This is a genomic window from Mycobacterium sp. NGS29 (assembly GCF_059812965.1).
This window is the reverse complement of record NZ_JCALDR010000005.1, coordinates 238,563-260,703: the sequence shown is the minus strand read 5'-3', so window position 1 is coordinate 260,703 and position 22,141 is coordinate 238,563. Positions and strand designations below refer to the sequence as shown.

General features: G+C 65.7%; 24 protein-coding genes. 17 read left to right on the top strand and 7 right to left on the bottom strand.

Going from position 1 to position 22,141, the window contains the following annotated elements:
- Positions 1-273, top strand: coding sequence for a cytochrome C oxidase subunit IV family protein (locus tag AC5Y5Z_RS09605; RefSeq protein WP_463827291.1), 273 nt, complete (start codon positions 1-3; stop codon positions 271-273).
- Here AC5Y5Z_RS09605 and AC5Y5Z_RS09600 read toward each other — a convergent pair.
- On the bottom strand, positions 266-1,564 hold the full coding sequence (locus tag AC5Y5Z_RS09600; RefSeq protein ID WP_463827292.1) for a cytochrome P450: 1,299 nt from the start codon (positions 1,562-1,564) through the stop codon (positions 266-268). The two genes, AC5Y5Z_RS09605 and AC5Y5Z_RS09600, sit on opposite strands and share 8 nt — an antisense overlap.
- Positions 1,565-1,773: 209 nt before the next feature.
- Between AC5Y5Z_RS09600 and AC5Y5Z_RS09595 the strand changes: the two genes are divergently transcribed.
- On the top strand, positions 1,774-2,487 hold the full coding sequence (locus tag AC5Y5Z_RS09595) for a TetR/AcrR family transcriptional regulator (protein WP_499924837.1): 714 nt from the start codon (positions 1,774-1,776) through the stop codon (positions 2,485-2,487).
- Here the strand turns inward: AC5Y5Z_RS09595 and AC5Y5Z_RS09590 are convergent.
- Both AC5Y5Z_RS09590 and AC5Y5Z_RS09585 read right to left on the bottom strand, forming a co-directional pair.
- Complete coding sequence (locus tag AC5Y5Z_RS09590; protein ID WP_463827294.1) at positions 2,403-2,849, bottom strand: Rv2576c family protein; 447 nt, start codon at positions 2,847-2,849, stop codon at positions 2,403-2,405. The genes AC5Y5Z_RS09595 and AC5Y5Z_RS09590 overlap by 85 nt on opposite strands.
- A complete protein-coding gene (locus tag AC5Y5Z_RS09585) occupies positions 2,846-3,610 on the bottom strand; it encodes an enoyl-CoA hydratase/isomerase family protein (protein WP_499924834.1) in 765 nt (254 codons plus the stop codon). Before AC5Y5Z_RS09585 ends, AC5Y5Z_RS09590 begins: the two co-directional genes overlap by 4 nt.
- Positions 3,611-3,735: 125 nt before the next feature.
- Between AC5Y5Z_RS09585 and AC5Y5Z_RS09580 the strand changes: the two genes are divergently transcribed.
- The 7 genes from AC5Y5Z_RS09580 (at position 3,736) to AC5Y5Z_RS09550 (ending at position 9,755) form a co-directional block, all read left to right on the top strand.
- Positions 3,736-4,158 carry a lipoprotein LpqH gene (locus tag AC5Y5Z_RS09580; RefSeq protein WP_463827296.1) on the top strand — a complete coding sequence of 141 codons (423 nt, stop codon included), beginning with the start codon at positions 3,736-3,738 and terminating at the stop codon, positions 4,156-4,158.
- Positions 4,159-4,250: 92 nt separating this feature from the next.
- Positions 4,251-5,441, top strand: a complete 1,191-nt coding sequence (locus AC5Y5Z_RS09575) for an amidohydrolase family protein (RefSeq protein WP_463827297.1) — start codon at positions 4,251-4,253, stop codon at positions 5,439-5,441.
- Complete coding sequence (locus AC5Y5Z_RS09570) at positions 5,438-6,877, top strand: FadD3 family acyl-CoA ligase (protein WP_499924832.1); 1,440 nt, start codon at positions 5,438-5,440, stop codon at positions 6,875-6,877. The genes AC5Y5Z_RS09575 and AC5Y5Z_RS09570 overlap by 4 nt, the downstream gene beginning before the upstream one ends.
- Positions 6,878-7,299: 422 nt before the next feature.
- Positions 7,300-8,268, top strand: coding sequence for an Rv1363c family protein (locus tag AC5Y5Z_RS09565; protein ID WP_499924829.1), 969 nt, complete (start codon positions 7,300-7,302; stop codon positions 8,266-8,268).
- Complete coding sequence (locus AC5Y5Z_RS09560; protein WP_499924827.1) at positions 8,265-8,921, top strand: twin-arginine translocation pathway signal; 657 nt, start codon at positions 8,265-8,267, stop codon at positions 8,919-8,921. Before AC5Y5Z_RS09565 ends, AC5Y5Z_RS09560 begins: the two co-directional genes overlap by 4 nt.
- A 7-nt stretch (positions 8,922-8,928) precedes the next feature.
- Entirely contained in the window at positions 8,929-9,558 is a 630-nt protein-coding gene (locus AC5Y5Z_RS09555; RefSeq protein ID WP_463827301.1) for a fatty-acid--CoA ligase, read from the top strand.
- A gap of 8 nt (positions 9,559-9,566) precedes the next feature.
- Positions 9,567-9,755: a (2Fe-2S)-binding protein gene (locus tag AC5Y5Z_RS09550; protein WP_463827302.1), complete on the top strand. Its 189-nt coding sequence runs from the start codon at positions 9,567-9,569 to the stop codon at positions 9,753-9,755.
- A 6-nt stretch (positions 9,756-9,761) separates the two neighbouring features.
- Here the strand turns inward: AC5Y5Z_RS09550 and AC5Y5Z_RS09545 are convergent, their stop codons facing one another.
- Positions 9,762-11,426, bottom strand: coding sequence for an alpha-keto acid decarboxylase family protein (locus tag AC5Y5Z_RS09545; protein ID WP_499924826.1), 1,665 nt, complete (start codon positions 11,424-11,426; stop codon positions 9,762-9,764).
- An 81-nt stretch (positions 11,427-11,507) separates the two neighbouring features.
- On the opposite strand from AC5Y5Z_RS09545, the gene AC5Y5Z_RS09540 reads away from it, so the two are divergent.
- From AC5Y5Z_RS09540 to AC5Y5Z_RS09530, 3 genes are all read left to right on the top strand, one after another.
- Positions 11,508-11,948, top strand: a complete 441-nt coding sequence (locus tag AC5Y5Z_RS09540; RefSeq protein WP_499924824.1) for an SRPBCC family protein — start codon at positions 11,508-11,510, stop codon at positions 11,946-11,948.
- A 90-nt stretch (positions 11,949-12,038) separates the two neighbouring features.
- Positions 12,039-12,491: an SRPBCC family protein gene (locus tag AC5Y5Z_RS09535; RefSeq protein ID WP_499924822.1), complete on the top strand. Its 453-nt coding sequence runs from the start codon at positions 12,039-12,041 to the stop codon at positions 12,489-12,491.
- 44 nt (positions 12,492-12,535) lie between these two features.
- Positions 12,536-12,970 carry an SRPBCC family protein gene (locus AC5Y5Z_RS09530; RefSeq protein ID WP_463827306.1) on the top strand — a complete coding sequence of 145 codons (435 nt, stop codon included), beginning with the start codon at positions 12,536-12,538 and terminating at the stop codon, positions 12,968-12,970.
- On the opposite strand, the gene AC5Y5Z_RS09525 is transcribed toward AC5Y5Z_RS09530, so the two are convergent.
- Positions 12,967-14,145 carry a pyridoxal phosphate-dependent aminotransferase gene (locus tag AC5Y5Z_RS09525; RefSeq protein ID WP_499924820.1) on the bottom strand — a complete coding sequence of 393 codons (1,179 nt, stop codon included), beginning with the start codon at positions 14,143-14,145 and terminating at the stop codon, positions 12,967-12,969. The two genes, AC5Y5Z_RS09530 and AC5Y5Z_RS09525, sit on opposite strands and share 4 nt — an antisense overlap.
- 234 nt (positions 14,146-14,379) lie before the next feature.
- Between AC5Y5Z_RS09525 and AC5Y5Z_RS09520 the strand changes: the two genes are divergently transcribed.
- Both AC5Y5Z_RS09520 and AC5Y5Z_RS09515 read left to right on the top strand, forming a co-directional pair.
- Complete coding sequence (locus AC5Y5Z_RS09520; RefSeq protein ID WP_463827308.1) at positions 14,380-15,591, top strand: acetyl-CoA C-acetyltransferase; 1,212 nt, start codon at positions 14,380-14,382, stop codon at positions 15,589-15,591.
- 4 nt (positions 15,592-15,595) lie between these two features.
- Positions 15,596-17,740, top strand: coding sequence for a 3-hydroxyacyl-CoA dehydrogenase NAD-binding domain-containing protein (locus tag AC5Y5Z_RS09515; protein ID WP_499924818.1), 2,145 nt, complete (start codon positions 15,596-15,598; stop codon positions 17,738-17,740).
- Positions 17,741-17,799: 59 nt separating this feature from the next.
- Here AC5Y5Z_RS09515 and AC5Y5Z_RS09510 read toward each other — a convergent pair whose 3' ends face one another.
- Positions 17,800-18,438 (bottom strand): class I SAM-dependent methyltransferase, encoded by a 639-nt coding sequence (locus AC5Y5Z_RS09510; protein WP_463827310.1) that lies wholly within the window; start codon positions 18,436-18,438, stop codon positions 17,800-17,802.
- Positions 18,402-19,268, bottom strand: a complete 867-nt coding sequence (locus AC5Y5Z_RS09505; RefSeq protein WP_463827501.1) for an LLM class F420-dependent oxidoreductase — start codon at positions 19,266-19,268, stop codon at positions 18,402-18,404. The genes AC5Y5Z_RS09510 and AC5Y5Z_RS09505 overlap by 37 nt, the downstream gene beginning before the upstream one ends.
- Positions 19,269-19,401: 133 nt before the next feature.
- On the opposite strand from AC5Y5Z_RS09505, the gene AC5Y5Z_RS09500 reads away from it, so the two are divergent.
- The 3 genes from AC5Y5Z_RS09500 to AC5Y5Z_RS09490 all read left to right on the top strand — a co-directional run bounded on the left by AC5Y5Z_RS09500 (position 19,402) and on the right by AC5Y5Z_RS09490 (position 22,082).
- Entirely contained in the window at positions 19,402-20,385 is a 984-nt protein-coding gene (locus AC5Y5Z_RS09500; RefSeq protein WP_499924816.1) for an LLM class F420-dependent oxidoreductase, read from the top strand.
- A 127-nt stretch (positions 20,386-20,512) separates the two neighbouring features.
- Positions 20,513-20,944, top strand: coding sequence for a Zn-ribbon domain-containing OB-fold protein (locus AC5Y5Z_RS09495; RefSeq protein ID WP_463827312.1), 432 nt, complete (start codon positions 20,513-20,515; stop codon positions 20,942-20,944).
- Complete coding sequence (locus AC5Y5Z_RS09490; RefSeq protein ID WP_463827313.1) at positions 20,937-22,082, top strand: thiolase family protein; 1,146 nt, start codon at positions 20,937-20,939, stop codon at positions 22,080-22,082. Before AC5Y5Z_RS09495 ends, AC5Y5Z_RS09490 begins: the two co-directional genes overlap by 8 nt.
- Positions 22,083-22,141: the final 59 nt, after the last annotated feature.

Sequence of the window (22,141 nt, the reverse complement as noted above, 5' to 3'; positions counted from 1 at the left end):
GTGAAGCCCAACGCGCGGCTGCTGGTGGTGTGGGCGGTACTGGCCATGCTCACGTTGGGTTACCTGTGGATCGACCACTCCGTCCACGGCACCAGTGTGGTGCTCACGACCAGCGTCATCGTCATCGCACTCATCAAGGTGCGCATCATCTTTCGCGAGTTCATGGAAGTCCGGGAGGCGCCCGCACGACTGCGCCGGCTCACCGATGCCTGGGTATTGCTGATCGCGGCCGGATTGTTCGGCAGCTATTTCATCGGCCTGGCGATCAACTGACCGGTCGCCCGGCCGGTGGCTCCTGGGGTGTGAAGGTGAGGTGGAGCTGGTTGAGTCCGCGCAGGATGTAGGTGGGCTCGTAGGTGAATCGGCGGTCGTCGGCGGTGCCGTGGTGGGCTTCGTCGAGGTTGATGTCGGCCATCCGGTCCAGTATCCGTTCGATGGACACCCGGCCTTCGACCCGGGCGAGTGGGCCGCCGGGGCAGGAGTGCACGCCGCGCGCGAACGCCATGTGTTCGCGGACGTTCTTGCGGTCCAGCCGGAACTCGTGCGGGTCGTCGAAGCGGCGCGGGTCACGGTTGGCCGCACCGGGCAACACCATCACCACGGTGCCGGCCGGAATGTCCACTCCGCCAACCTGGGTCGACCTGCGCGCCAATCGCGAATCACTCTTGACCGGGCTCTCCATGCGCAGGGATTCCTCGATGAACCCCGGAATCAGGCTGCGGTTGTCGCGGAGTTGCTGCTGGATGTCCGGACGGTTGCCGATCACCTGCAGTGCGGCGCTGAGCAGCTTTGCTGTGGTCTCCTGGCCGGCGGCGAACAGGAAGGTGGCTGACCGGACGACGTCGATGACCTCCGGCGTCGTCCCGTCCGGATACTTGGCGGTGGCCAGCGCGGTCAGGACGTCTTCGCGCGGGTGCGCGCGGCGGTCCTCGATGTAGGCCGAGAATTTGTCGTCGAGCCACTCCAGCGGATTGACGCCCACCGATTCGTGGTCCAGGGCCCCGACGCGGCCGGGACGGTCGGCGCCCAGTACCACCCGGAATTCTTTGTGGTCCTCCTCCGGGACGCCGAGCAGATCGGCGATCACCAACGTGGCAAACGGTTTTGAGTATTCACCGATGAATTCGCAGTTGCCGTTGACCAGGAACTCGTCGAGTTGGCGGTCGGCGAGGCGCCACATGAATTCCTCGTTCTGCTTGAGTCGGCTCGGCGTCAGCAGCCTGCTCAAAATCGACCGCGCCCGGCTGTGGTCCGGCGGGTCCATGGTGACCATGTGCTCGAACATCGGGAAACAGTGCCGGTGCTCGTCGATCTGATGGTTGATGTCGTCGCCGTCGGGCTGGAACGGCAGCGGCGGGAACGGCCCGCCGAGCGCGACGCAGTTGGAGAACGAGTCGGTGTCCTTGTAGACCGCCGTCGCCTCTTCGTAGCCGGTGACGGCGACGACCCCATAGTGCGGCAGACGCAGCACCGGGTTCTGGGCGCGCAGGTAATCGAAGTAGGTGTACGGGTCGGGTACCAGCGACGGATCGGTGAAGAAATCAATGGTGTCGTAATCGCTCATCGTGCATTCCTCCCGAAGCCGGCCCGCAGCACCGTGTCGCCAATTGGTCAGTCGGCGACGAGAGCTGGCGTCGCCCGATTAGAACGTCTGCTGAGCACCTGCTTAGCATGGCGGTATTGTCGTGGTCAAGATCACTGCGCCGGTACCGAACCGTGTCGCGGATACGATCGGCCTGATCATCGGGCGAGCGCAGAGAGGACGGGTACGGCATGACATCGGCCCGCAGGATCGGGGCGCCGGACGCGAAGAATCGCGGCCTGCTGCTCGACGCGGCCGAACAGTTGATGATCGAGGAGGGCTACGCGGCGGTGACGTCGCGGCGGCTCGCCAACAAGGCCGGACTCAAACCGCAGCTGGTGCACTACTACTTCCGCACCATGGAGGACCTGTTTCTGGCCGTCTTCCGGCGCCGCGCTGAGGAAGGGCTGCAGGCCCAGGCGCAGTTGCTGCAGTTGCCGCAACCGCTGTGGGCGCTGTGGCGATTCGGCACCGATCCCGGGTTCACGCGTATCTCGATGGAATTCATGGCGCTGGCCAACCACCGCAAAGAGATGCGCGCCGAAATCGCCTACTACGCCGACCGTTTTCGCGACGAACAACGCCAGGTGGTGTCGGCTGCCATGCAGCGGTACGAGGCGCAGGGCAAGCTGAATACCGATTTCGTGCCGCCGGTGGTTTTCACCGTGCTGATGACCAGCCTGTCGCGGTTCCTGGTGCTCGAGCAGGCGATGGGTGTGTCGGTGGGTCACCCGGAGACGCTGAAGTTCGTCGAACATCACCTGCGCAGGTTGGAAGGCGAGCCGGAGCCGATCGCGGACATCCCGCCGACCTGGGTGGTTCACCAGGTGCGCAGCGAACAGAGCACCCCACGTTCTCCATCCTTGGACACCACCACCGCGCCGTCGACCGACAAGGTGCAGTGAAAGCCCGGAAAGCCGGGTTGACGCTGCATGCTGACGCTGACCATCGCCCAGTGCGCGGGATCCACCAGCATTACCGTCTGACTCCACGGCCGTCCCGGGGCGATATCGGCCTGCACATTCGGCGTGAACGGGTAGGGGTTGTGGCTGTAGTCCGAAAACTTCGCCGGATCCTGGTCCTGGTAGTAGATATCGGCGTAGGCCGGGTTGTTGGCGGTGATGGTGTAGACGACCCGGTGCGCGGGCGGCGGGTCGTCGTCAGCCCGTGCCGTGCCGGTGCCGGCCGCTATACCGGAGCCGGCCAGCAGAACCGCTGACAGCAGCGCTGCTCCGATGCCCAGTTGCGGCGTTGCCCTGGTCGTCATATCGCTCCTCCGGCTGCTGGGCGCGGATTGGCTTTGCGGTTCATGACTAGTGCTGCGGCCTGCCAGTGCGGGTCGGCCAGCCACAGCCGTGCAAACGATGCTATCGCCTCATCAGGGGAAACTCCGCTGATTACCCGTTTTATCTCGGCGGCCGGACGGCGGGCGAGGGATCTGGCGACCGAGCGCCAGCCCTGGTCGGCCGAGTCGAAGGATGCCCGCGGTAAGACCACATCCACCAGTCCGAGGCGTTCGGCCTCGACGGCATCGACTGCGGTCCCGCTACCGGCCAACAGCAGGGCCCTGCTTTTGCCGACCAGCGCGGCCAGACGTTCGGCGCCGCCCCACGCCGGCATGATTTCGAGTTGCACCTGATTGAAGGCGATCTTGATGTCGTCGGCGGCCACCCGGATGTCGGCGGCCACCGCGACCTCGGCGCCGCCGCCGAAGGCGTGCCCGTTCATCGCCGCGACCACTGGCGCCGGGAACCCGGCGATCCGGTCGCACAGCGTGCGCATCCGGCGGGCCATCGCCGCGGCTTCGTCCTCGGTCCGTAGCGCGCTGAGCTCCTTGAGATCTCCGCCGGAGACGAAAGCCCGGTCGCCGGCACCCGTGATCACCAGTGCCAACGCCCCGCTCGCGCCGTCGAGCGCATGGTCGAGCTGGTCCATGGTTTCCAGCGAGATGGCATTGCGTGCGTGCGGCCGATCGATGGTCAGCACTGCCACCCCGGTCTCGGCGTCGTCGAAATCCAGGTCCACCATGCGTGTTCAGCTCCTCGGTACAACCCGGACTTGCGACGCCGATATTGGCATTCTCGTCTAGGGAGAATAGCATCATCGCTGCAGGTCCAGAAGTTGTCCGGACGCCTGCGGATTGGGGTGGCCAGGTGCGGAACCGAATCGCCGCGGCAGCGGCCGTAGCGCTGGCGGCACCCGTCTTCGGGGCGTGCAGCGCCCCCTCGCAAGGCCAGCTGGCCAGCACCGCGGTGGCGACCGTCAACGGGAACGAGGTGCGGCCCCGAGTTGTGCGCTGCTTCCAGCAGGAATGGTTTCGCACCATAGAACTCGGTGACGACGCCTCGGGCGCCAAGATCGTCGTCGACCAGCGGGCAAATCCGGCGTCCACGGTGTCCGTCCGCTTCCACAACTTCGGTGGTTTCACCGGCACCTACTCCCACGGCGGCGGAGCCGACGCCGCCACCCGCTTCGATGGCCAGTCGTTCATCATCACCGGCACGGCCAACGGGTCCACCACGGCCAAACCGGGCGAGGCGGCCAGCGCCGATTTCAAGATCAACGCGAAGTGCTGACCCGCACCGTGCCGCCCGCGCGGGGGGTGGGTGCACGTTGCGCACGGCGATATAGGAGAATATGATTCTCACTAATTGCGAAGGAGGATTTCATGGGTCAGTTGTCGCACCGGGTTGACGTCCCGTTTCCGATCTTTGACGCGGATAACCATCTTTACGAGCCGCCGGAGGCGCTGACCAAGTTCCTGCCGAAGGAATACCAGAACCACGTCCAGTACGTGCAGGTCAACGGGCGCACCAAGATCGCGATCCGCGGCCAGATCAGTAACTACATTCCCAACCCGACCTTCGAGGTCGTCGCCAAACCCGGAGCCTGGGAAGAGTATTTCAAGTACGGCAACCCGGAAGGCAAGAGCAAGCGCGAGCTGTTCGGTGAGCCGATGCGTGCCATCCCGGCGTTCTTCGAGCCGGGCCCGCGCCTGGAAGTGATGAACGAGCTGGGGCTGGACAAGACGCTGATGTTCCCGACGCTGGCCAGCCTCCTCGAGGAACGGTTGTCGGACGACCCTGTTGCCATCCATGTGCTGGTCCATGCGCTGAACCAGTGGCTCGACGAGGTCTGGGGCTTCAACTACCAGAACCGTATCTTCACCACCCCGGTGATCACCCTGCCGATCGTTGAAAAGGCGATCGAAGAGCTGGAATGGGCGGTCAAGCGCGGTGCCCGCTGCATCCTGGTCCGCCCGGCACCGGTCCCCGGCTTCCGTGGTCCGCGGTCGTTCGCGCTGCCCGAGTTCGACCCGTTCTGGGAGCGGGTCGTGGAGTACGACGTGCTGGTCGGCATGCACTCCAGCGACAGTGGCTACTCCCGGTACACCTCCGAATGGGACGGTGCCAGCGCCGAGATGCTGCCGTTCCAGACCAACGCAATGGGCATCCTCAACGAGTGGCGGCCGATCCAGGACTCGGTGGGCTCGTGGGTCATTCACGGCGCGCTCTATCGCCACCCCAAGCTGAAGGTCGCGATCGTCGAGGCCGGGTCGAAGTGGATGACCCCGCTGCTGGACGGCCTGGCGGAGGTCTTCCGCAAGGCTCCGGAGGCATTCCCGAGCGACCCGGTCGAGATGGTCAAGAACCGGATCTACGTCAGCCCGTTCTTCGAGGACGGTATCGACGACCTGGTCAACCTCGTTGGCGTGGACCAGGTGCTGTACGGGTCGGACTGGCCCCATCCCGAAGGGCTGGCGGAGCCGACCTATTACATCGAGGCGCTGTCGCACTTGTCGGCCGACGACCAGGCGAAGATCATGGGTGGCAATCTCGGTCGACTCGTCACGGTGTGACCGACCGGGTCAGCTGGCAGACCATCCCCGAGATGGTCTTGAGCGCGGTGGATCGCTTCGGCGATGCGGAAGCGGTCGTGGACGGTCCGCTGCGCTACACCTTCGCTGAGCTCGTCCACCGAATACGTTGTGCGGCAGGTGCTTTTGCCGATCTCGGTATCGCCAGGGGTGACCGGGTGGCCGTCTGGGCGCCCAACTGTGCCGAGTGGATCGTTGCCGCCTTCGGCCTGCTGACCGCCGGGGGAGTCCTGGTGCCGGTCAACACCCGGTTCAAGGTGGCGGAGGCCGCTGACGTCATCGGCCGCAGCGGGGCCAAGGCGGTATTGGTCCAGCAGCGCTTCCTGGGGCAGGACTTCGTGGCGCCGGCCGGGATACCGGTCATCGACCTGAAATCCGGCTTCCTCGACGCCGGATCACCGTTCGAGTGCCCGGTCAGCGGCGCCGATGTCTCCGACATCATTTTCACCTCCGGCACCACCGGGCGGCCCAAGGGCGCGATGATGAATCACGCTCAGACGTTGCGCATGTACGAGGAGTGGGCGACCCTCGCGGATCTGCGCGAGGGTGACCGCTACCTGATGATCAATCCGTATTTCCACACCTTCGGTCTCAAAGCGGGCCTTGTCGCGTCCTTTCTGCGTGGTGCCGCGATGCTGCCGGTAGCGGTTTTCGACATCGCCACCGCGGTGGATCTTATTGAGCGCGAGCGCATTACGATGTTGCCCGGCCCGCCGACGCTGTATCACTCGTTGTTGACGGTGCCGGACAAGTCCAAGCTGGCCACGTTGCGGGCCGGCGTCACCGGTGCCGCCGACATCCCCGTCGAACTCGTCCGTCGCATCCACGGTGAGTTGCCGTTCCAGACGTTGATGACCGGGTACGGGCTCACCGAGGCGGGCAACGTCACCTTGTCCCGGCCCGGCGACTCCTTTGCGGAGGTCGCCTCCACCGCGGGTCTGCCGTGCGACGGGGTCGAGGTGCGCATCGCCGGGGACGGCGAGGTGCTGGTTCGCGGGTACGGGGTCATGCAGGGCTACCTCAACGATCCGGTCGCCACCGCTGAGGCGATCGACGGCGACGGCTGGCTACACACCGGGGACCTGGGCAGCATCGACGAGTCGGGTCGGTTGCGCATCGTCGGCCGCAAGAAGGACATGTTCATCGTGGGCGGATTCAACGCCTACCCGGCCGAGATCGAAGGCTTCCTGCTCAAGCACCCCGCCATTGCCCAGGTGGCGGTGATCGGCGCTCCCGACGAACGGCTCGGGCAGGTGGGCAAGGCATTCGTCGTCCGTAAGAGTCCGGTGGACGCGCCGGAACTGATCGACTGGTGCCGGGAGCGTATGGCTGGATTCAAGGTGCCGCGAGTGGTGGAATTCGTCGACGCGCTGCCGATGAACGCCACCGGCAAGGTCGTCAAGGATCTCCTCCGCTGAGTGGCGCTCGGCATCCTCCGGCAGTTGCATATGCCGAAAGCAAGAACGGTATTTCCACAGTTTGACGCGGTTTTGCGCGGTCCGTGTCGGCCCGGACGGTAATATTGCCGACGGAAAGTGATAATCTCGTTCTCCGACGGCCGACGACATGCCGGAGTGGCCGCCGCCAGTCCGGCCCATCATGGTTGCGGTGGCGAGTAGGGTGTGGCCACGGCTGGCGTACGGCGGATCCCGGACGGAATGGGGATCGGGCGACAAGTTAACGCATTTTCCCGACACCGTCGGCGGCTACCAGGCACCTTGTCACCGACGGACAAGCGGTAGAGGAGTTCGGAGTTGAGCGGCGAGCGATCTCGTTCCCGAGCCGGTGAGCGGAGGACGGCGGCACCCGCCGTAATGCAGACGACGCGAAATCGGCGCCGGTGAAGAAGGACGACACACCGCAGAGTGTCGCGGAAATGCGGTCCCTGGCCGAGGAGGCCGAGGCGGAGGCCGCCGAGGCCGAAGCCCTCGCCGCCGCTGCCCGCGCGCGTGCCCGCGCCATCCGGCTGCGCCGCGAAGCCGAAATCGTCGCAAGCACCGAGGTCGGATCCGGCACGAACGGACTGGAAGTCGACGACGCAACAATCGAGCCGGCCGAACCGACGGTCACGCTCGCCAAGCCCGACGCCGCGAAGATCAAACTGGCCAAGGGCCCGGTGAAAAAGGCCGGCGGCGCCAAAGCCACTGCAGCAGCGGAGCAACCGGAGCCGGTGAAACCGGCCCGCATCGAGGAGCGCGACACCGAGGTTGCGGACGATCGCACCACCGAGACGCTTTCCGACGAAACGGACGCTGACGCAGCGGACGACGAAAACGCCGAGGAACCGGCTGCCAGATCCGCGCGGCGCGGCCTGCGCCGACCGACACTGAAGTCGGTGGCAGCGGTACTGGCCGTCGCTATCACGCTCTTCGCGGTGGGGGCCAGCGTGGAGATGTCCGTGCTGCATCGCAACGCCACCCGGGAACGCCAGCAGGTTGCCGAATTCGCCGCGGGCGCACGGCAGGGAGTCGTGACGCTGACTTCGCTCGACTACGAACACGCCAAAGAAGGCGTGCAACACATCCTGGAAGTGTCCACCGGAACGTTCAAGGACGACTTTCTGAAGATGGCCGAAGATTTCACCAAAGTCGTCGAAGAGTCGAAAGTGATCTCGCAGGGAAGCGTTCAAGCTGCCGCTGTCGAACTCGACACCATGACCGAGAATTCGGCGGTGGTGCTCGTGGCCAGTACCTCCGAGGTCACGAATGCCGCTGGTGCCAAACAGGATCCACGTAAGTACCGGCTGATCGTGACGATGACTCGGGAAGGTGGTCGGCTCAAGATGTCGAAAGTGGAGTTCGTGCCGTGACCGAACGGGACTCGTCGGTGGTCGACGACAGCGCAGAGCAGACCTCGGTCGTCGAGGACACGGTGGATGCCGAAGACGCCGATTCGCCAGCCGACGGCCGGGATTCGGGCCGCAATCGCTTGACCGCCCGATTGAAGAACCCGACCGCCGGCAGGACGAAAAGTCGTTGGGCCGGGAAGCTCGGCATCGCCGCGCTGGCCCTGCTGGTGGTCAGTTCGCTGTCGGTGCTGGCCGCCCTGTACTGGTTCTCCTACCGGCCGGACCAGCAGGTCGACGCAGCCGAAGCCAAGGCGGCAATCGCAGCTGCCAGTGACGGCACCGTCGCCATCCTGTCCTACTCGCCGGACACGCTCGACCACGACTTCTCCACCGCGAGATCACATCTGACCGGTGACTTCCTGTCTTACTACGACCAGTTCACCTCGCAGATCGTCGCTCCGGCCGCAAAGCAGAAGGCAGTCAAGACGACCGCAGTGGTGCTTCGCGGCGCGTTGTCCGAATTCCGTCCGGACTCGGCCATCGTGTTGTTGTTCATCAACCAGAGCACTCAGAGCAGGGACCGTCCGGAACCGGCGATGACGAACAGCAGCGTGCTGGTCACCTTGACCAAGGCCGACGGGAAATGGCTTATCTCACAGTTCAATCCGGCATAGGCCTGTGATGAGCAACGGCGACATTCACTCGATGGTGATCGCGTCGGACTACCGGATTCCGGACCCGACCAAGGTGTGGCCGCTGCTGGAGCGTCGCAAAGCCGCGCTCGCCGACATCGGCGCCCATCACGTGCTGGTCTATATCTCCACCCACGACTACGGCCGGGTGCTGGTGATGATCGGGGTGCACAGCCGCGAGCCGATCGTAGAGCTGTTGCAGTCGCGGGTGTTCTTCGACTGGTTCGATGCCGTCGGCGTCGACGACATCCCGGCCGTCTTCGCCGGCGAGATCGTGGACAGGTTCATTGCCGAACCTCCGGCAGCGACGGGCCGGGCGCCCGGCGTGGTGGTGGCCGCCTTCGCGTCCGTGGACAGTGTGACGACGCTGCACACCGAAGTCGGTCTCGCGATGGACCGGTTCACCGCCGCCGGGATCCGAAAGACCTGGGTCTTTCAGGCTTTCGACGACTCACACGAGGTGCTGATCCTGCAGGAATTCGCCGACGAGGACAGCGCGCGGGAATGGATCGAGCACCCGGACGCGGCGGCGCAATGGCTCAGCGGGGTGGGAATCGGCGCCTACCCGCCGCTGTTCGTCGGCCGGTATTTCGACATGATGCGCATCGGGACGGACTGACCGGCGCGATGTACGTGTGCCTGTGTAATGGCATCACCAGCCAGATGGTCACCGAAGCTGTCTGCGCGGGCGCGTCGACGAGTAACCAAGTTGCCGCGGCGTGCGGCGCGGGTGCCGACTGTGGACGCTGCCGTCGCACCGTGCGTGCGATCATCGCGTCCGTCAGCGAGACGAGGAGTCCGCGCCATTCGGCGTAGCCGCGTTCAGTGGTCCTTCGGCTGCATCGGTCCGACGAGTTGGGCGAGCAGGGGCGGGATTTCGTGTCGCGGCAACACCACCTCGACGAACACCATGCGGTCGCGATGGGCGGCGGCGGCGGTGAGCGCGTCGTCGAGTTCGCCGTAGGTTTCGGCGCGCAACGCGAGGTGATTTTCCACCCCGAGCGTGCCGGGGAGATCGGTCCAGCGCCAGCCGACGATGTCGTTGTAGGGCGCCGTTGCTCCGTGGATGGCGCGTTCGACGGTGTAGCCGTCGTTGTTGACCACCACGATGACCGGGGAAAGCCCCTCCCGGGAGAAGCTGCCCAGTTCCTGCGCGGTCAGCTGAGCGGCACCGTCGCCGATCAGCAGCACCGTTCTGCGGTCCGGATGGGCCACCGCCGCCCCGAAGGCGGCGGGCAACGTGTAACCGATCGAACCCCATAACGGTTGGCCGATGAAGGTGACCCCCTGGGGCAGTACGTGGTCGGCCATGCCGAAGAACGAGGTCCCCTGATCTGCCAACACCACGTTGCCCGGGGTCAGTGCCGAACACAACCGGTCCCACAGCATCCGTTGGGTGAGAGCCTCGTCGCGGCCCGGGGCGGGGGCCGGTGCTTGCGCCGGTGGCGGTGCCACATCCGGTGAACGGATACCGCGCTCGGTCAGTATCGCTGTCAGAGCCTGCAGCGCCGCACCCATCTCCAGCGGCGCGAACACCTCGTCGGCCACGCTGCTCTGGTACTGGCCGATATCGATGGTCCGGGCCGGGTCGATGCGTTGACTGAAGAACCCACTGACCATGTCGGTAAACACCACCCCGGCGGTCACCAGGACCGGTGCCTGCTCGATGGCGGTGCGTACCCGTTCGGTGCTGGCCGCGCCGGCGTAGATGCCGAGGAAATTCGGCGAGCTCTCGTCGAGCAGGCTCTTACCCCACACCAACGTCGCGTGCGGCACCACGTCGGCTGCCAGTAGCGCCTGCAGTTCCCGGACCGCCTGCAGGCGGTGCACCAACAGGTCGGCCAGCACGGTCAACTGGCGGTTGCCGATCAACTTCGCCGCCGCCTCGGTGAACATGGCCAGCGCCCGTGGACTGGTGCCGCCGGCATAGCGTGGCAACGGCGCGTCCGGCGGTTCGGTGGGGAAGCGCGCCACGTCGGTGGACATCAGCAGGTACCCGGGCCGCTTCTGTTCGCGCACCTCGCACAGCACCCGGTCGATCTCACGGCACGCGGTGGCTGGCATGAGATTGGCTTGCGCGCAGGTGATTTCGCGACTGATCCGGAAGAAGTGCTCGAAGTCGCCGTCGCCGAGCGAATGATGCAACGCCCGGCGGGTGGCCTGGGCGTCCTTCGAGGGCCCGCCCACGATGTGCACGACGGGCACGTGCTCGGCGTAGCTGCCCGCGATGGCGTTGGTCGCCGAAAGCTCACCGACGCCGAATGTCGTTACCACGGCTGACATTCCGCGCAGCCGCCCATATCCGTCGGCGGCGTAACCGGCGTTGAGTTCGTTGGCGTTGCCGACCCAGCGCAGCTTGGGGTGGGCCACGATGTGGTCGAGGAAAGCCAGGTTGTAATCGCCGGGCACGCCGAAGATCTCTGTGACGCCGAGTTCGGCGAGGCGGTCGAGCAGATAGTCGCCGACGGTATAGGCAGAATCGGTCACGGAAACGACGGTACGCCCGTGGCGACGATACCGGCGAAACGACTATTCCCGCCGGGGCACGGTCGCGATATGGTGCGGGCCATGGCAATCAAAGAATCCCGCGACATCGTCATCGAAGCCAGTCCCGAGGAGATCCTGGATGTCATCGCTGATTTCGAGGCGATGCCCGAATGGTCCGAACCGCACCAGACCGCCGAGATCCTGGAGACCGGAGACGACGGGCGTCCGAGCAAAGTAAAGATGAAGGTGAAGACCGCGGGCATCACCGACGAGCAGGTGGTGGCCTACACCTGGAATGGCAACGAGGTGACCTGGACGCTGGTCAGTTCCGGTCAGCAGAAGTCGCAGGACGGGAAGTACACCCTGGTGCCCAAAGGGGACGAGACGCTGGTGAAGATGGAGATCAGCGTCGACCCGAACGTGCCGTTGCCCGGGTTCGTGCTCAAGCGGGCCGTCAAGGGCACCATCGACTCGGCGACCAAAGAGCTGCGCAACCGCGTGTTGAAGGTGAAGAAGGGCTGATACCGCGGCGCTCGGTGAAATCGGCTGGTATCCGACAATTTCCGACAACCGCTCCCCAGGTCGTGCCGAGCGTTGCTAGCTTGAGAACCAGTGGCCGTAAAAGCATCGCGAGAATTCGTCATTGATGCGCCCCAGGAAGTGGTCATGGCGGCGCTGTCAGATGTCGGCGCGCTGTCCTCCTGGTCACCACTGCACAAGAGTGTCGAGGTGCTCGACTACTACCCGGACGGCCGGCCCCACCACGTGAAGGCCACCATCAAGATCCTGGGCCTGGTCGACAAGGAGATCCTGGAATACCACTGGGGTCCGGACTGGGTGGTGTACGACGCCGGCAAGACCGCCCAGCAGCACGGCCAACATATCGAGTACAACCTCAAACCCGAGGGACTGGACAAAACCCGGGTGCGTTTCGACATCACCGTCGAACCGGCCGGACCGATACCCGGATTCATCGTGCGGCGGGCCAGCGAACACGTATTGGATGCCGCGGCCCGGGGATTGCGCGAGCAGGTGCTGGGCGCGGAGCCCGGCCCGGACGAATAGTTGGCCGCGGAGTCCGCGCCGCCAGGTTGCTAGTTTGAGCAGTAGTGGCCATACAAGCATCGGGTGAAGTGCTGATCGATGCGTCGCCGGACGTGATCATCGACGCGCTCGCCGACATGGACGCGGTGCCGTCCTGGTCGTCGGTGCACAAGCGGGCCGAAGTCATCGACACCTGGCCCGACGGCCGCCCCCGGCACGTCAAGGTCACCATCAAGGTGGTCGGCATCGTCGACAAGGAGTTGCTGGAATATCACTGGGGGCCGGACTGGATGGTGTGGGACGCCACCAAAACGCTTCAGCAGCATGCCCAGCACGGGGAGTACAACCTGACCCGCGAAGGCGCCGACAAGACCCGGGTGCGGTTCACCATCACCGTCGAACCCTCTGCGCCGCTGCCCGAGTTCCTGGTCAACCGGGCCCGCAAGAAGATCCTCTATTCCGCCTTGGAGGGACTGCGCAAGCGGGTGATGGGCGGTTAGTGCCGTCGATCGCCCAGCGCCGCCAGTCGCCGGATCGCTTCGTCGAGCGTGTCGTCTCGTTTGCAGAACGTGAAGCGCACCAGGTGTTTCCATAGCCCGGCGTGCCGGGCGGCCGGGTCGCAGAAGGCCGACATCGGTATCGCGGCCACCCCGACGCGCTCCGGCAGCGTGGCGCAGAAGGCGGTGCTGTCGTCGTGTCCGAGCGGGCGCGGGTCCGCGCACAGGAAGTAGGTGCCGAAGCTGTCGTGTACCGCGAACCCGATGTCGGTCAGTCCGGCCGCCAGCCGGTCGCGCCGGCGCTGCAGCGTCTGGCGCAGAGTGGCCACCCACTCGTCCTGGGTGTTCAGCGCCAGAGCCACCGCGGGCTGGAACGGTGCTCCGCCGACGTAGCTCAGATACTGTTTGGCGGCGCGTAATCCGGCGATGAGATGTGCTGGGCCACAGGCCCATCCGATTTTCCATCCGGTGCAGTTGAACATCTTGGCCGCACTGGAGATGGTGATCGTGCGCTCGGCCATGCCGTCGAAACCGGCCAGCGGCAGGTGCCGGTGGTCGTCGTACACGAGATGCTCGTAGACCTCGTCGGTGATCACCAAAAGGTCTGCGGCCGTTGCGATCTCGGCAATGGCTGCCAGCTCTGGCGCGCTCAGCACCGCGCCGGTGGGATTGTGCGGCGAATTGACGATCAGAGCCTTGGTGCGCGGGGTGACGGCGCGTCGCAGCGCGTCGGCGTCCAACGCGAAACCGCGCCCGTCGGCAACCAGCGGGACCGGCACCCGGGTCGCGCCGGCCATCGCGACCACCGGTGAGTAGGAATCGTAGAACGGCTCGATCAGCAGCACCTCGGAGCCGGGTTCGACGAGGCCGAGCACCGCTGCGGCAATGGCCTCGGTGGCCCCGACCGAGACCAGGATCTCGGTATCGGGGTCGTACTCGATGCCATAGCGTCGTCGGCGTTGCGCGACGATGGCCTGTCGCAGAGCGGCGATGCCCGGGCCGGGCGGGTACTGGTTCATACCGTCGGCGATGGCGTCCTGGGCGGCCCGCAGCATCTCCGCGGGACCGTCCTCGTCGGGAAAGCCCTGGCCGAGGTTGACCGCGCCGATCCGCGTGGCCAGCGCCGACATCTCGGCGAACACCGTGGTCGCGTAGGGCTGTAGCCGCGAGACGGTCATGGAGAACGAGCTTATTGGGTTGTTGGTCGCGTCGGGCGTCACGCTGGCGTGACGCTCGGCGTCGGGCGCCACGCCAGCGTGACGCCCGCGCCGCGACCGTGACCGCGCCCGCGACCGTGTCCCAGCCAGCGGCGGACCGGCCCAACCAACAGGTTGGCCGGGGCAACTGTTAGGGTTCCTGTGCTGGACCTACTCTTAAGACGGATCCACACCCTCTCCGAACAGGAAGTTCACATGTCCGAAGAAGCCTTCATCTACGAGGCCATCCGTACACCGCGCGGCAAGCAACGCAACGGTTCGCTGAACGAAGTCAAGCCATTGAGCCTGGTCGTCGGCCTGATCGAGGAGCTGCGCAAGCGCCACCCCGACCTCGACGAAAACCTGATCAGCGACGTCATCCTGGGCTGCGTCTCCCCGGTCGGCGACCAGGGTGGCGACATCGCCCGCACCGCCGTGCTGGCCGCCGGCATGCCCGACACCGTCGGTGGCTTCCAGCTGAACCGGTTCTGCGCGTCCGGCCTGGAGGCCGTCAACACCGCGGCGCAGAAGGTCCGTTCCGGCTGGGACGATCTGGTGCTCGCCGGCGGCGTCGAATCGATGAGCCGCGTTCCGATGGGGTCGGACGGCGGCGCGATGATGGCCGACCCGGCCACCAGCTACGACGCCTACATCGTCCCCCAGGGCATCGGTGCCGACCTGATCGCCACCATCGAGGGTTTCTCGCGTGACGACGTCGACGCCTACGCGTTGCGCAGCCAGAAGCTGGCCGCCGAGGCGTGGTCGGGTGGGTACTTCGCCAAGTCGATCGTGCCGGTCGTCGACATGAACGGCCTGCTCATCCTCGATCATGACGAGCACATGCGCCCCGACACCACCGCCGAGGGCCTGGGCAAGCTGAAGCCCGCCTTCGAGGGCCTGGCCGCAATGGCCGGATTCGACGATGTGGCGCGTCAGCGTTACCACTGGGTCGAGAAGATCAACCACGTGCACACCGGCGGTAACTCGTCCGGAATCGTCGACGGCGCCGCGCTGGTGATGGTCGGTTCCGAGGCGGCCGGCAAGTCGCAGGGCCTGACCCCGCGGGCGCGCATCGTCGCTACCGCCACCACCGGTGCGGACGCGACGATCATGCTCACCGGACCCACCCCGGCCACCCAGAAGGTGCTGGACCGGGCCGGGCTGACCGTCGACGACATCGACCTGTTCGAGCTGAACGAGGCGTTCGCCTCCGTGGTGCTGAAGTTCCAGAAGGACCTGAACATCCCGGACGAGAAGCTCAACGTCAACGGTGGCGCCATCGCCATGGGACACCCGCTGGGAGCAACCGGCGCGATGATCACCGGCACCATGGTCGACGAACTGGAGCGGCGCAACGCCCGACGCGCGTTGATAACGCTGTGTATTGGCGGCGGCATGGGTGTCGCGACGATCATCGAGAGGGTTTAAGTACATGGCCGACAACGCAATTCAGTGGGATAAGGATGCCGACGGCATCGTCACACTGACGCTGGACGACCCGTCGGGTTCGGCCAACGTGATGAACGAGAACTACATCGAGTCGATGGGCAAGACGGTGGATCGTCTTGTCGCCGAGAAAGACTCGATCACCGGCGTGGTGATCACCAGCGCGAAGAAGACCTTCTTCGCCGGTGGTGACGTCAAGAGCATGATCCAGATCGGCCCGGAAAACGCCGGCGAGGCATTCGATCTCGTCGAGAACGTGAAGAAGCAGCTGCGCACCCTCGAGACGCTGGGCAAGCCCGTCGTCGCCGCCCTCAACGGCGCGGCGCTCGGCGGCGGGCTGGAGATCGCCTTGGCGTGCCACCACCGCATCGCGGCCGACGTCAAGGGGTCGCAGTTCGGCTTCCCCGAGGCGACGCTGGGCCTGCTGCCCGGTGCCGGCGGCGTCACCCGCTCGGTACGGATGTTCGGGATCCAGAACGCTTTCATGAACATCCTGTCGCAGGGCACCCGGTTCAAGCCGGTCAAGGCCAAGGAAATCGGACTGGTCGACGAGCTGGTCGGTTCGGTCGACGAGGTGGTGCCGGCCGCCAAGGCCTGGATCAAGGCCAACCCCGAATCGCACACCCAGCCGTGGGACGTCAAGGGTTACAAGATCCCCGGCGGTACCCCGTCATCGCCGTCGCTGGCCGCCATCCTGCCGTCCTTCCCTTCCCTGCTGCGCTCGCAGCTCAAGGGTGCGAATATGCCTGCGCCGCGGGCGATCCTGGCAGCGGCCGTGGAGGGCACGCAGGTCGACTTCGACACCGCCAGCCGCATCGAGAGCCGCTATTTCACCTCGCTGGTCACCGGCCAGGTCGCCAAGAACATGATCCAGGCGTTCTTCTTCGACCTGCAGACGATCAACAACGGCGGGTCGCGGCCAGACGGCATCGAGCCGGTCAAGATCAACAAGATCGGCGTGCTCGGCGCCGGCATGATGGGCGCGGGCATCGCTTACGTCTCGGCCAAGGCTGGTTACGACGTGGTGCTCAAGGACGTCAGCATCGAGGCCGCCCAGAAGGGCAAGGGTTACTCGGAGAAACTCGAAGCCAAGGCGCTCGAGCGGGGCAGGACAACGGAGGAGAAGTCCAGTGCGCTCCTCGGGCGCATCACCCCGACCGCCGACCCGGCCGACCTCAAGGGCGTGGACTTCGTCATCGAAGCCGTCTTCGAGAACCAGGACCTCAAGCACCAGGTGTTCCAGGAGATCGAAGACATCGTCGAGCCGAACGCGCTGCTCGGGTCGAACACCTCGACGCTGCCGATCACCGGTCTGGCGACGGGGGTGAAGCGGCAGGAGGACTTCGTCGGGATCCACTTCTTCTCACCGGTCGACAAGATGCCGTTGGTGGAAATCATCAAGGGCGAGAAGACTTCTGACGAAGCGCTGGCCCGGGTCTTCGACTACACCCTGGCCATCGGCAAGACCCCGATCGTGGTCAACGACAGCCGCGGCTTCTTCACCTCCCGGGTGATCGGCACCTTCGTCAACGAGGCGCTGGCAATGCTCGGCGAAGGCGTGGAGCCGGCCAGCATCGAGCAGGCGGGTTCGCAGGCGGGTTACCCCGCGCCGCCGCTGCAGCTGTCCGACGAGCTCAACCTGGAGCTGATGCACAAGATCGCCGCGGCTACCCGCAAGGGTGTCGAGGACAGTGGCGGCCAGTACGAACCGCACCCCGCAGAAGCGGTGGTGGAGAAGATGATCGAGCTGGGCCGCTCCGGCCGACTCAAAGGCGCCGGCTTCTACGAATACCCCGACGGCAAGCGCTCCGGATTGTGGCCGGGCCTGCGGGAGACCTTCAAGTCGGGGGCTTCGACGCCGCCGCTGCAGGACATGATCGACCGGATGCTGTTCGCCGAGGCGCTGGAAACCCAGAAGTGCCTCGACGAGAACGTGCTGACCTCCACGGCCGACGCCAACATCGGGTCGATCATGGGCATCGGGTTCCCGCCGTGGACCGGTGGTAGCGCGCAGTACATCGTCGGCTACGAAGGTCCGCACGGCCGGGGCAAGGAGGCCTTCGTGGCCCGGGCCCGCGAACTGGCTGAGAAGTACGGCGACCGCTTCTTGCCGCCGGACTCGCTGACCTGACGACCAGCCGCAAAAGCCCCCGAAACAGCGTTGTTTCGGGGGCTCTTGCGTCGTCGCGGCTAAGCGGCGCGCTGCAGAACGTAGTAGCGGCCCGGGTTCTTGCCGTTGTGGTCCAGCGACGGCTCGTCGCCCGAGTCCACCAGCGTCCAGGCCGGGGTGAATCGCCGCTGGATCTCGGGCAGGTCGATGCCGCGCACCCCGGGTGAACCACCGGGGATCATCGCCATGATGAGCAGGCGCCCGTCGGTCGCCGCAACGCGCGTGACCTCACGAACGTAGGCGTCGCGGTCGTCGTCGTTCATGCCGTGTAGGCACCCGTTGTCGACGATCAACGAGAAATCCCGGCCCACGTTCGCCGAACTGAGCCGGGTGACGTCAGCAATCCGGAACTCGACGCTTTCGGTGCGGACCTTGGCCCGTGCCTTCTGCAGCGCCCGGGCGACGTAGTCCACTCCGGTCACCCGCCAGCCGTGCTCAGCCAGATAGCTACAGTTGTCGCCGGTGCCGCAGCCGATGTCGAGTGCCGCACCGGGCGCAATTGCACTGTCTTCGACCAACTCTCGTAGCTTGACCCCGATCGGGTGGCCGTCCCACGGAACGAAACCCAGCCGGTAGAGCGTCCGGTACTGCAGACGTTTGAGCCGATGGCCGAGTGCCACAGCTACGTAGCGGCAACAGCCGCGGCCAGGCGGCGCCATTGCTCGCGGGGGAATGCCCGCGGGTCGGCGGTGAGTATCTGGACGCAGACGTGGTCGGCACCGGCCGACTGATGTTCGGCGACCCGGCGCAGGATTGCTTCTTCGTCGCCCCACACGATGAGTGCATCGAAGAGGCGATCGCTGATCTGCGTGACATCGTCTTCGGAGAACCCGCTGCGCAGCATGTTGTTGGCGTAGTTCGGCATCGCCAAATAGCCACGCAGCCAATCGGTTCCAATCCTGCGCGCCTCGTCCGCATCGTCGGTCAGGATCGCGGACTGCTCGGGCAGCAGCCACGGGCCCTGCCCCAGCGTCGCACGGGCCGAAGCGGTGTGCTCGGGGGTGACGAGGTAGGGGTGGGCGCCGCGGGCGCGGGTCGCCGACAGCTCCAGCATCCTGGGGCCGAGCGCGGCCAGCACCCGCCCGTCGACGGGCACCGGCGGCGACGCCGCATCCAGACCGTCCAGGAACGATGCCGTCGCTGCGAGCGGTTTGCGGTACCGGCCGGGGTTTCCCGCGTCGATCAGCGGCGCGTGGCTGACTCCGATCCCGAGCAGGAAACGGTCGGGATGCTTGCTGCTCAACGCGGCGTAGGACTCGGCGACGTCGGCGGGGGAGTGCATCCACAGATTGAGGATGCCGGTGGCTATCACCGTCCGCGCGGTCGCCGCCAGCAGACGAGCGACCGCGTCGAGCACCGGTCCGCCGACGTCGGGAATCCACAATGCGGTGAACCCGAGCTCGTCCAATTCCGCTGCAGCGTCGGCGGCTTCGGATTCGTCACCGTAGCGCAGTTGACTGCTCCATACTCCTACCCCGGCCAGGTCCATTCCGCTCATTCCTCTCGTCCGCGTCCTGGCTTCCATGTTGCCAAACGGGCCATCCGGGTGGTGCGGGGCATCGAAAGGTCGCACCCGACGCGCTGGGTGTCGAGCCCCGTGGTGCCGGGGCTAGAGTCCGGTTATGCGCTTCGGTCTCTTCATCCCGCAAGGCTGGCGGATGGACCTCGTCGGCATCGAACCGGGGCGGCACTGGGCGGTGATGCGTGATCTGGCCACCTACGCCGACGGTGGTGCCTGGGACTCGCTGTGGGTGTACGACCACTTCCACACCGTCCCGTTGCCGACCGACGAGGCCACCCACGAGGCCTGGTCGCTGATGGCGGCTTATGCCGCGGTCACTTCGCGGATCAAGCTGGGTCAGATGTGCACCGCGATGAGTTACCGCAATCCCGTCTACCTGGCGAAGGTGGCGGCCACCACCGACATCATCTCCGGTGGACGCGTCCAGATGGGTATCGGCGGTGGCTGGTACGAACACGAATGGCGCGCTTACGGTTACGGTTTTCCGTCGGCGGGGGTGCGGTTGGCCAGGCTGGACGAGGGCGTGCAGATCATGCGGGATGCCTGGCGGGACGGAAAAGTCAGCTTCGACGGCAGGCACTATCAGGTCGACGGTGCGATCGTTGCCCCGAAGCCGTTGCAGGACAATGGTATTCCGCTGTGGATCGCCGGCGGTGGTGAGAAGAAGACGCTGCGGATCGCCGCGCAGTACGCGCAGTACACCAATTTCACCCCGGAACTGGAAGCCTTTGCGCACAAATCGGAGGTGCTGGCCGAGCACTGCCGGAACCTGGGTACCGATTTCGACGCCATCGTCCGCTCGGCCAATTTCACCGCGGTGCTCGGCTCGTCCGAGTCCGAGGTCAACGAGCGGCAGCAGCGGATTCGCGACCGGCTGGCCGCGTATGTGCCGGACGCTCTGGCGGATTCGATGTCCTCCGGGATTCCGGACTCGGCCACCGGCACGCCGGAACAGGTCATTGAGCGATTGACGAGGGTTCGCGACCTGGGATGCGAATACGCCATCTGCTACTTCCCCGAGGCGGCCTACGACCGGTCCGGCATCGAGCTGTTCGAACGGGAAGTCATCCCCGCGCTGAGCTGATCGCCGCTGCGGGGGAACGGTGGCTCCGCAACCTTTTCAATTGCGAGAACCAGATTTCCATTTTCGCGGAACGCTGTTGTACGGTCTGGGTTAGTCGCGTTTTTTTCGTGTCCACGGAGGACTGACGATGCAGAAGGCATTAGCCCCTGAAATCTCGACCTGGCCCGACGAGAACCCCCAGCTGATCGGCAGTCGCTGCGGAGATTGTGGTGCCACCACCTTCCCCGTCCAGGAACGCTGCCCCCGCTGCAGTCTCGGACAGATGAACGAGGTGTTGTTGCCGCGCCGCGGCAGCCTGATCGCCTGGACCACCCAGGGCTTCCCGCCCGGCGCGCCGTATGCCGGCCCGACCGGCAAGGAATTCGTGCCGTTCGGGGTGGGTCTGGTGCAACTCGGTGACGTGATCCGCGTCGAAGGACGGCTGACCGAGAACGATCCGGCCAAGCTGCAGTTCGGCCAACAGGTCGAGCTGACGTTTGTGCCGTTGACCACCGACGACGACGGCGACGAGGTTCTCACCTTCGCGTTCGAGCCGGTGTCGGGAGGCCGCAATGACTAACGACGTCGCGATCATCGGCGTGGGTCTGCACCCGTTCGGCAGGTTCGACAAGACCGCGATGCAGATGGGTGCCGAGGCCATTCAGTCAGCGCTGTCCGACGCCGGTGTGAGCTGGAAAGACATCCAGTTCGGGTTCGGCGGCAGCCACGAGGTGTCCAATCCCGACGCGGTGACCCGACTGGTCGGGCTGACCGGCATCACGTTCACCAACGTGTTCAACGCGTGCGCGACCGCCGCCAGCGCCATTCAGCAGACCGCCGACACCATCCGGCTGGGCAAGTACGACATCGGCATCGCCATCGGCCTGGACAAGCATCCGCGCGGTGCTTTCACCGACGACCCCGCCAAGCTGGCGCTACCCCAGTGGTACGCGCAGAACGGGCAGTTCGTCACGACCAAGTTCTTCGGGATGAAGGCCAACAAGTATCTGCACGACCACAACATCTCTCAGGCCACCCTGGCCAAGGTGGCCAACAAGAACTTCCGCAACGGGGCGCTGAACCCGAACGCGTTCCGTCGCAAGCCGATCTCGGAGGAGGAGATCCTTAACTCCGCGGTCCTGAACTATCCCCTCACGCAATACATGTTCTGTGCGCCCGACGAGGGCGCCGCCGCGGTGGTGATGTGCCGCGCCGACATCGCGCACAAGTACACGGACAAGCCGGTATATGTGCGCGCCTGTGAGATTCGCACCCGCACGTACGGCGCCTATGAGGTGCATGCCACCTTCGCGCCGCTCGACGAGGACGTCTCGCCGACGGTGTACGCGTCCCGAGCGGCCTACGAGGCTGCCGGGATCGGGCCGGAGGACGTCGATGTGGCCCAACTGCAGGACACCGACGCCGGCAACGAAGTCATCCATATGGCCGAGACGGGTCTGTGCGCGGACGGCGAGCAGGAGAAGTTGCTGGCCGACGGCGCTACCGAGATCCACGGGTCGATGCCGGTCAACACCGACGGCGGGCTGATCGCCAACGGCGAGCCGATCGGAGCCTCGGGGCTGCGCCAAATGCACGAACTGGTTCGGCAGCTGCGCGGCGAGGCCGGCGAACGGCAGGTGCCAGGGAATCCGCGGGTGGGGCTGGCGCAGGTGTACGGCGCGCCGGGCACCGCGTCGGCGACGATCCTGTCACTCTAGTTACTGCGAACAGACACAGAATCGCGTCCAGCACACGCGATGCATGCGAGTCTGCGTCT